The organism is Kitasatospora sp. NPDC015120 (assembly GCF_043080305.1).
Classification (GTDB): domain Bacteria; phylum Actinomycetota; class Actinomycetes; order Streptomycetales; family Streptomycetaceae; genus Kitasatospora.
The window spans coordinates 58,179-67,672 of record NZ_JBIBVJ010000030.1 but is presented as its reverse complement, the minus strand read 5'-3'; the positions used below and the strand labels follow the sequence as shown (position 1 = coordinate 67,672).

Annotated in this window: 6 protein-coding genes; 3 read left to right on the top strand and 3 right to left on the bottom strand. The window is 76.2% G+C overall.

The window, feature by feature from the left end:
* On the bottom strand, nt 1-5,021 hold a 5,021-nt coding region (locus ACF1AK_RS34380), incomplete at its 3' end, for a beta-ketoacyl synthase N-terminal-like domain-containing protein (protein WP_391502754.1).
* Nucleotides 5,022-5,348: 327 nt separating this feature from the next.
* Entirely contained in the window at nt 5,349-5,615 is a 267-nt protein-coding gene (locus ACF1AK_RS34375; RefSeq protein WP_391502753.1) for a DUF6059 family protein, read from the bottom strand.
* 196 nt (nt 5,616-5,811) lie between these two features.
* On the opposite strand from ACF1AK_RS34375, the gene ACF1AK_RS34370 reads away from it, so the two are divergent.
* From ACF1AK_RS34370 to ssuE, 3 genes are read left to right on the top strand one after another with little or no spacing between them, the layout of a single operon-like run.
* Nucleotides 5,812-7,716 carry an HAD-IIIC family phosphatase gene (locus tag ACF1AK_RS34370; RefSeq protein WP_391502752.1) on the top strand — a complete coding sequence of 635 codons (1,905 nt, stop codon included), beginning with the start codon at nt 5,812-5,814 and terminating at the stop codon, nt 7,714-7,716.
* A complete protein-coding gene (locus ACF1AK_RS34365) occupies nt 7,713-7,946 on the top strand; it encodes a phosphopantetheine-binding protein (RefSeq protein WP_380296122.1) in 234 nt (77 codons plus the stop codon). Before ACF1AK_RS34370 ends, ACF1AK_RS34365 begins: the two co-directional genes overlap by 4 nt.
* Nucleotides 7,947-7,999: 53 nt before the next feature.
* A complete protein-coding gene (ssuE, locus tag ACF1AK_RS34360; protein ID WP_391502751.1) occupies nt 8,000-8,599 on the top strand; it encodes an NADPH-dependent FMN reductase in 600 nt (199 codons plus the stop codon).
* An 88-nt stretch (nt 8,600-8,687) separates the two neighbouring features.
* Here ssuE and ACF1AK_RS34355 read toward each other — a convergent pair whose 3' ends face one another.
* A complete protein-coding gene (locus ACF1AK_RS34355) occupies nt 8,688-9,464 on the bottom strand; it encodes a hypothetical protein (RefSeq protein WP_391502750.1) in 777 nt (258 codons plus the stop codon).
* Between the last annotated feature and the right edge of the window lie 30 nt (nt 9,465-9,494).

Here is a 9,494-nt window from a genome sequence, read left to right as displayed (position 1 = left end):
GAACGCGCCGACTCCATCAACCGGCCCCGCGCCGCCACCAACGCCACCGCGTCCTCCAACGAGAACGCCCCCGCCACGAACGCGGCCACCACCCCGCCGATCGAATGCCCGGCCACCACATCGGCCGTCACCCCCGCCGACACCACCAACCGGTACAGCGCCACCTCCACCGCGAACAACGCCGGCTGGGTGAACGCCGTCCGGTCCAACACCTCACCACCCTCGAACACCACCTCCCGCAACGAACGCTCCAGATACGGGCCGAACGCCTCGCACACCTCGTCGAACGCCGCCGCGAACACCGGGAACGCCTCGTACAACCCGCGCCCCATCCCCAACCACTGACTCCCCTGCCCCGTGAACACGAACGCCGTGCGCCCCTCCTGGGCGGAGCCGGTCACCAGCCCGGGGGCGTCCGAGCCCTCGGCCAACGCCCGCAGGCCGTCCAGCAGTTCCGTGCGCTCCGAGCCCAGCACCACCGCACGCTGCTCGAAGGCGGAGCGGGTGGAGAGCAGGGCCCTGCCGAGGACGCCCGCGTCCAGGTCCGGGTGGTCCTGGGCGAAGGCGAGCAGCCGTGCGGCCTGTTCCCGCAGTGCCGCCGTACTGCGTGCCGACACCGGCCACGCCACCACCGGCGACACCACCGCCTCCGGCTCCACCCCCTCCGGCGCCTGCTCCAGAATCACATGCGCATTCGTCCCACTGATCCCGAACGACGACACACCCGCCCGACGCGGACGCCCCACCTCCGGCCACTCCCGAGCCCCCGCCAACAACTCCACCCCACCCGAGGACCAGTCCACCAACGGCGACCGCTCCTGCGCATGCAACGACCCCGGCAACACCCCCTCCGCCAACGCCCGCACCATCTTGATCACACCACCCACACCCGCAGCAGCCTGCGCATGCCCGATGTTCGACTTCAACGACCCCAACCACAACGGACGACCCTCCGGCCGACCCTGACCGTACGTCGCCAACAACGCCTGCGCCTCGATCGGATCACCCAGACGCGTCCCCGTCCCATGCGCCTCCACCGCATCCACATCCCCCGCACCCAACCCCGACGCCGCCAACGCCGCCCGGATCACCCGCTCCTGCGACGGACCGTTCGGCGCCGTCAAACCGTTCGACGCACCGTCCTGATTGACCGCCGACCCCCGCACCACCGCCAACACCCGGTGCCCCAGCCGCCGGGCATCCGACAACCGCTCCAGCACCAGCACACCGACACCCTCACTCCACCCCGTCCCGTCCGCACCCGCCCCGAACGACTTGCACCGCCCGTCCGGCGACAACCCCCGCTGCCGGCTGAACTCCACGAACATGCCGGGGCTCGCCATGACCGTCACTCCGCCGGCCATCGCCAGGTCGCAGTCCCCACCGCGCAGTGCGGCGGCCGCCTGGTGGAGCGCGACCAGCGAGGAGGAGCACGCCGTGTCCACGGTGACCGCCGGACCCTCCAGGCCCAGTACGTACGCCACCCGCCCGGAGATCACACTGGTCGTGCTGCCGGTCAGCACGAAGCCGTCCGCACCGTCACCCCCCTCGGAGAGCCGGGGGCCGTACTCCATGGCGGTCGCGCCGACGTAGACGCCGGTGCGGCTGCCGCGCAGCCCCGCCGGATCGATCCCGGCCGACTCCAGCGCCTCCCACGACGACTCCAGCACCAGCCGCTGCTGCGGATCCATCGCCGCCGCCTCACGCGGCGAGATCCCGAAGAACTCCGCGTCGAAGCCGGCGGCACCGTGCAGGAACCCGCCCTCCCGCGCGTACGACGTCCCCGGATGATCCGGATCCGGGTGGTACAACCCCTCCAGATCCCACCCACGGTCCGACGGGAACGGCGAGATCGCATCCCGCCCCTCCACCACCAACCGCCACAACTCCTCCGGCGACCCCACCCCACCCGGATACCGGCACGCCATCCCCACGATCGCCACCGGCTCGTCCACCGCCAGCACCCGCGCCACCGACGAGTCGTGGCCCTCACCGCGCAGGTGCTCGGCCAGGGCCTGCGGGGTCGGGTGGTCGTAGACGGCGGACGCGGGCAGGTCGAGGCCGGTGGCGGCGGCCAGGCGGTCGCGCAGTTCGACGGCGCCCAGTGAGTCCAGGCCGAGGTCCTTGAAGGTCCGCCGGCTGTCCAGGCCGTGCGGGGTCGGGTGGCCGAGCACCACGGCGGCCTGGGCCCGGACGAGTTCCAGCAGATCGCGGTCCCGGCGCCGCCGCTGCGGCGTCTCGGAAGCGGCGGCGGGCTCGGCGGCGGCGGGCTCGGCCACCGGCTCCGGCTCCTCGACGGCGGCGCCCGGCCCCGCCAGCCAGTACCGCTCCCGCTGGAAGGCGTACGTCGGCAGCGCGACCGCCCGGGCCGCCGCCGGACCGGCCGCGCCCGTCCCGAAGCAGCCGGACCAGTCCACCTCGCCGCCGCGGACGTGCAGCAGCCCGACCGCGCCGAGCAGGCTCGCCGCCTCCGGCCGTCCCCGGCGCAGCAGCGCCGCTCCGGCGACCTCGCCGCCCAGGCCGTCGGCCGCCGCCGTGTCCCGCACGAGCGCGGTGAGCACCGCGTCCGGGCCGAGTTCGAGGTGGGTCCGCACGCCGAGGCCGTGCAGGGCGCGCACCCCGTCGGCGAAGCGGACGGCCTCGCGGGCGTGGCGCACCCAGTGCTCGGGGTCGGCCAGGGTGTCCGCCCCGACCGGCCGCCCGGTGAGGGTGGATACCAGCGGTGTCCGGGGCGGTGCGTAGGCCAGGCCGGCGGCGACCTCGCGGAAGCGGTCGAGGGCCGGTTCCATCAGTGGCGAGTGGAACGCGTGGCTGACCCGCAGCCGGCGGGTGCGCCGGCCGAGTCCGGCGAGCTCCCCGGCGACGGCGAGCACGGCCGGCTCGGTGCCGGAGAGCACGACGGCGCGCGGGCCGTTGACGGCGGCGATGCCCACCTCCGCCTCCCGGCCGGACAGCCGGGCCAGCACCTCGGCCTCGTCGGCCTCCACCGCCACCATCGCGCCGCCCTCGGGCAGTCCGGCCATCAGCCGGCCCCGCGCGGTGATCAGCGCGGCGGCGTCGGCCAGGGTGAGCACCCCGGCGGCGTGCGCGGCGGCGATCTCACCGATGGAGTGCCCGGCCACGGCGTCGGGGACCACGCCCCAGGAACGCAGCAGGGCGTGCAGCGCGGTGCCGAGGGCGAACAGCGCGGGCTGGGTGTACTCGGTGCGGTCCAGCAGTCCGGCCTCGGCGCTGTCCGGTGCGGCGAACAGCAGCTCGCCGAGCGGGCGGTCGAGGTGCTGGTCCAGGGCGGCCAGGGTCTCGTCCAGGGCGGCCGCGAACACCGGGAAGCGGGCGTGGAGTTCACGCCCGGCGCCGGGCCGCTGGCTGCCCTGGCCGGGGAACAGGAAGGCGGTGCCGCCCACCGTGCCGGTGGTGCCGGTGACCACGCCGGGCGCCTCCGCGCCGTCGGCGAGCGCCTCCAGCGCGGCGGCCAGCTCCGCACGGTCCCCGGCCACCACCACGGCACGGTCCTCGAAGGCGGTCCGGGCGGTGGCGAGCGGGCCCGCGAGCGCGGCCGGACCGAGCGCGGGCCGTGCGTCCAGGTGCGCGCGCAGGGCGGCGGCCTGGGCGCGCAGCGCCGGGCCGCCCCGGCCGGACAGCAGGACGGGGGCGGGCAGCGGCGTCCCGTCCGCCGTGGGCGCGGGCACCGGCGGGGCGTCCCTCAGCACCACGTGGACGTCGGTCCCGCCCATGCCGAAGGAGCTCACCCCGGCCAGCCGGGCCTGCGTGGCGGCGGCGGGCCACGGGGTGCGCCCGGTGGCGACCCGCAGCCGCAGGGCCGTCAGGTCGACGGCGGGGTTGGGGGTGTGGTGGTGCAGGGTCGGCGGCAGCTCGCCGTGGTGCAGCGCGAGCACCGTCTTCAGCAGGCCGACCAGGCCGGCCGCCCCCTCCAGGTGGCCCACGTTGCTCTTGGCCGAGCCCACCAGCAGCGGGGCGTCCTCGGCCCTGCCGGCGCCCAGCACCCGGCCCAGCGCGGCGGCCTCCACCGGGTCGCCGACCGCCGTCCCGGTGCCGTGCAGCTCGACGTAGTGGACGGCCGCCGGGTCCACCCCGGCCTGCCGGTAGGCGGCCGCCAGCACCGCGGCCTGGCCGTCGGCGCCCGGGACGGTCAGGCCCTCGGTGGCGCCGTCGTTGCCGGTGGCGCTGCCGAGCAGCACCCCGTACACCGGGTCGCCGTCCGCCAGCGCCCGGGCCAGCGGCTTCAGCAGCACCGCGACGCCGCCCTCGCCGCGGGCGTACCCGTCGGCGGCCGCGTCGAGCGGGCGGCTGCGCCCGTGCGGGGACAGGCCGCCGAAGCGGGCGGCGCCGAGCGTGCTGTCCGGCGCGGCGATCAGGTTGACCCCGAGGGCCAGCGCGAGCTCGGACTCGCCGCTGCGCAGGCTCTCGCAGGCCAGGTGGACGGCGACCAGGGAGGAGGACTGCGCGGTGTCGACGGTCAGGCTCGGGCCGCGCAGGCCCAGCTGGTAGGAGAGCCGGTTGGCGATCATGCCCCGGTTGAGGCCGGTCAGGGTGTGCCGGTCCACCGCGTCCGGGCCGCGCCGGTGCACCAGCGCCGCGTAGTCGTCCAGGAACGCGCCGACGAACACGCCGGTCCGGCTGTCGCGCAGCCGCGCGGGCAGCCGCCCGGCGTCCTCCAGCACCTCCCAGCCCAGCTCCAGCACCAGCCGCTGCTGCGGGTCCATCGCGGCGGCCTCGCGCGGCGAGATCCCGAAGAAGGCCGCGTCGAAGGTGTCGATCCGCTCCAGGAAGGCGCCCGCGCGCGGCACGCCCGGGGTGTCCGACGGCCACCGGCCGGCGGGTGGCTCGCCGACGGCGTCCCGGCCCTCGCGCAGCAGGTCCCAGAACGCCCCCGGGTCGGGCGCGCCGGGCAGGCGGCAGGCCAGGCCGACCACGGCGACGGCACCGGGCGGTACCTCGGGAGCGGTGGCGGCGGTGGTGGTGGCGGGGACGGTCGCGGAGGTCTCGGGCTTGGCGGTCATCGCGGGGTGCGTGCTCCTCGTCGAGGCGTGGCGGGGTGTCGGGGGCCGGAAGGGTGTCGGGGCCGGAGGGGTGTCGGGGCCGGAGGGGTGTCGGGGCGGCCGGGCGGACGGGGCCCGGCCCGGTGTCCTGGGGCGGCGCGGTGCATCGGGACGGCGCGGCTGCTCGGGGCTGCGGCCGACCGGCCGCGCGGAGGGCGCGGGCGACGGCCCGCTCGTGCGGCCATGCTCAGCGGGAGGGCTAAACCCCCCCTGAACGTCGGCCCGGCGCACGGGCCCGGAAGGCCCGCCCGGACCGGCCTGCCCGGAGCTCCTGCCCGGAGGTCCTGCTCAGATCGGTTCGGCGAGTCGTGCCCACAGCTCCCGCTCGACGGGCGTGGGCGGCACCCCGGCCATCGACCGCTCGGGGTGCCCGGCCGGCGGGCCGGTGCGCACCGTCGGCGCCGGAGGGTCCCACTCGGTGCCGTCGGTGCACGGCATGGGCGCCCAGCCGGCGGCGAACCACCGCATCGGCAGCAGGACGTGACGCAGCGTCCAGCCCGCGGCCCGGCGCCAGGCGGTCCGCCGCAGCGATGCCGGCGGGTGCGGTGCTTCCACCTCGGTACCTCCCGGGGTCTCGGGGTCGCAGTGAGCCACCCACCCTCCAGGACGGCGCGAAACCGCCGCTCAACCGGCCCTGAACCACGGCAGCACCCCGCCGGGGTTCAGACCCGGTTCAGCCCCTCGGGCCACGATGGCCCGGCAGCCCCGCGCACCGCCGCCCGCGCCCGGGAGAACCGATCGGAGAGCCCTGATGTCAACGACTGCCGACCCGGCCCGCGCCCTGCTGGACCTCCGTCGGCAGGGCCGCCTCGCCGCCGAGTACCCCGGCGTCCGCGCCCTGCTCGCCGAGGCCGACGCCGCCGCGACCGCGCACGCCGGCCGGATCCTGGCCGGGCTCGACCCGGAGGAGGTGCTGGCCGCCCACCCCGGCACCGCCACGCTCACCGTCGCCGTCCTCGGCCACGGCACCGTCGGTCCGCTGATCGCCCCGCTCACCGGCGAACTGGCGCGCCACGGACTGCTGCTGCGCCCGCACCAGGGGACCTTCGACAGCTGGGTGTTCGACCTGTCCGACCCCGGCAGCCCGCTCTACGCCGCCGACCCCGACCTCGTCCTCTGCCTGCTCGACCCGGCCGTGGTCTTCGACGAGGTCCCGCTGCCCTGGCGGCCGGAGGACGTGGCCCGGGTGGCCGACGCCAAGATCGAGCTGATCGGCCGGCTGGCGGAACGCTTCGCGGCCACCGCCCGCGGGGTGCTGGTCCTCAACACCCTTCCGCTCCCCCGCCGCTGGACGCACCAGCTGGTCGACCACCAGTCCCGGGCCCGGCTCGGCGCGATCTGGCGGGAGGCCAACGCCCGGCTCCTGCGCCTGGCCGAGGAGAACGCCTCCGTGGTGGTCCTCGACCTCGACCCGCTGCTCGCCGAGGGCGTCCCCGCTGCCGACCCCCGGCTCGATGTCTACGCCAAGGCCCACCTCTCCGACCAGCTGCTCGCCGCCTACGCCCGCGAGGCCGGGCACCTGGGCCGCCACCTGGCCGGGCTGACCCGCAAGGTGCTCGTGCTGGACCTGGACCAGACGGTGTGGGGCGGGATCCTCGGCGACGACGGCCCGGAGGGCATCGAGGCGGCCGGCAGCCCGCGCGGCGAGGCGTTCCGCGCGTTCCAGCGGGCGGTCAAGCAACTGGGCTCCCAGGGCGTCCTGCTGGCCGCCGCCAGCAAGAACGACCGCGAGCCGGTCCTGTCCGTGCTGCGCGACCACCCCGACATGACGCTGCGCGAGGAGGACTTCGTCCGGGTGACGGCCGACTGGCGCCCCAAGCCGGCCGGGATCACCGGCCTCGCCGAGGCGCTCAACCTCGGCACCTCCGGCTTCGTCTTCGTGGACGACTCGGCCTACGAACGCGGCCTGGTCCGCCGCGAGCTGCCCGAGGTCGCGGTGGTCGCGGTGGACGAGGAACCGGCCCTCCACCTCGAACGGCTGCTGGCCGACGGCTGGTTCGACGTGCGCAGACTGACCGGCGAGGACCGGGCGCGCACCGAACTCTACCGGGGGGAAGCCGCCCGCAGCGACTTCCTGCAGGGCTTCGACTCGCTCGCCGACTACCTCAACGAGCTGGAGGTGCGGGTCCGGCTGCGCCCGCTGGCCGCCGAGGAGCTCCCCCGGGTGTCCCAGCTGACCCTGCGCACCAACCAGTTCAACCTGACCACCCGGCGGCTGCAGCCCGCCGAGGTGGCCGCCTTCGCCGGCGCCGAGGGCTCCGGGGTGCTCACCGTGCGCTCCGCCGACCGCTTCGGCGACAACGGCCTGGTCGGCGCGGTCTTCCTGGCCCGCGAGGGCGAGACCCTGCGGATCGACAACTTCCTGCTCAGCTGCCGGGTGTTCTCCCGCGGCATCGAACAGGCGGTGCTCTCCGCCGTCCTGGGCCTGGCCGCCGGGACCGGCCTGCGCGAGGTCACCGGGCACTACCGGCCGAGCCCGCGCAACGGGACGGTCAAGGACCTCTTCCCCCGGTACGGCTTCGCCCCCGTCGACGGATCCGCGCCACCGGACGGCGCCCTCGCCTTCCGCCACGACCTCGGCACCGAACTGACCCCGCCCGGCCACCTGCGGCTCGACGCCGAACTGGCCGGCCTCCTGGAAGGAACCCCCGCATGAGCGACTCCGACGGCCTGGCCGAGCTGATCTCCGTGGCCGGCACCGAACTGGGACTCCCGCTCGGCCCCGAGTACGCCGAGGTGGACTTCGACGACCTCCCCGGCTGGGACTCGCTCCACCTGCTGGTCCTGCTCACCACCCTGGAGCGGAGCAGCGGCCGCCGGCTCTCGCTCCCCGACCTGCTCCAGGCCCGCACGCTCGCCGACATCCACCGGATCGTCACGGTCTGACACCCCCGCACCACGCCACGCCCACCCGCCGCACCACCCTGATCGAGGTTCCCATGGCCCGCATCCTCACCCTCTCCGGCAGCCCGTCCGCCACCTCCCGCACCACCCGCCTGCTCGGCGCGGCGGCCAGCCGCCTCGAAGCCCGGGGCCACCAGGTGACCGCCCTGGAGGTCCGCCGGCTGCCCGCCGAGGTGCTCACCGGCGCGGACGTCACCCACCCCGCCGTCACCGAGGTCGCCGACCTGCTGCAGCGGGTCGACGGCGTCGTGGTGGGCACGCCCGTCTACAAGGCCGCCTACTCGGGCCTGTTGAAGTGCCTGCTGGACCTGCTGCCGCAGTACGCGCTGGCGGGCCGGACGGTGCTGCCGCTGGCCACCGGCGGCTCCCCGGCCCACGTCCTGGCCGTGGACTACGCCCTGCGGCCGGTCCTCAGCGCCATGGGAGCCGCGCACATCACCCAGGGCTGGTTCGTCCTCGACAGCCACATCCTCACCGCCCCGGACGGCGCCGTCGACCTCGCCCCCGCCGCCGCCACCGCCCTCGACGAGGTCGTCGGCCGCTTCGCCGACGCCCTGCCACCCGCCCCCGGCGGCCACCTGCTCGAAGCCCCCGGCGTCCCGCACCCGGCGCCGGTCGCCACGGCCGCCCGCTGACCCGCCGGCCCCTGCCTGCGGCCCGCCGGTGGCGGTCCGCAGGCGGCCCGGCGACGGCCGTGCCGTTCCCCGGCGCGGCCGTCGCCCGTCAGGCCGGGTAGCGGATCGATCCCAGCGGCGGGCAGGGCAGGAGCGTCGCCCCGGCGCCGGGGCGTTCGACGAAGGCCCGCGCCTCGGAGGCCCGCAGCCGGTGGTGGTCCAGTTCGTCGGCGTGCCAGGCGTCGCGCCTGGCCCGGGCGTAGTCCCAGGTGTCGTCGATGAGGCTGAGGCCGGTGTTGCCGGCGCTGCGCCGGAAGTCGGCCTGCACGGCGGTCCGCTGCAGCGCGGTCTGGGTCACCGACAGGTCGAGACGGGTGATCAGGACGCCGGGAGTGTGCGGTTCACGCGTCGGCATCGGGGCCTGCGGGAGCAGGGAGACGCCGGTGTCGTAGCGGCTGATGTTGTCGATGCTCGCGCGCTGCGCGTCGCTCATCATGATCCGCATCTCCCGGTGCGCCCAGTACACCTCGTCGAGGTCCGCCTCGGTGATGCGCATCCGCCCGTACAGGGCCCGGAAGCGGGGGTCGTGGTGCAGCGGGAGCAGCGGCGCCGCGTGGAGCGCCACGCAGTCGTTGAAGCCGTACGACACCGCGGCGTCGAGGTGGTGGACGACCTGGTCCGGCCGTCCCTGCGCGCCGGCCACCCCCGCGAGGCTCGCGTGGCCCGAGGCAGCGAGCCAGGCGCCGTCGGGGCCGAGCGCCACGGCCCGCGCGACGACGTCGTGGAGGCTCCCGGTGGCGGCCGCCGCGGCGGCCGGTCCCCCGGTCAGGATCCCCACCACCACGTCGTGAAGACGGGCGACCAGCGAGTTGACGGTGTCGGCCATGGATCTCCTCGGACTCGGACTCGGGCTCGG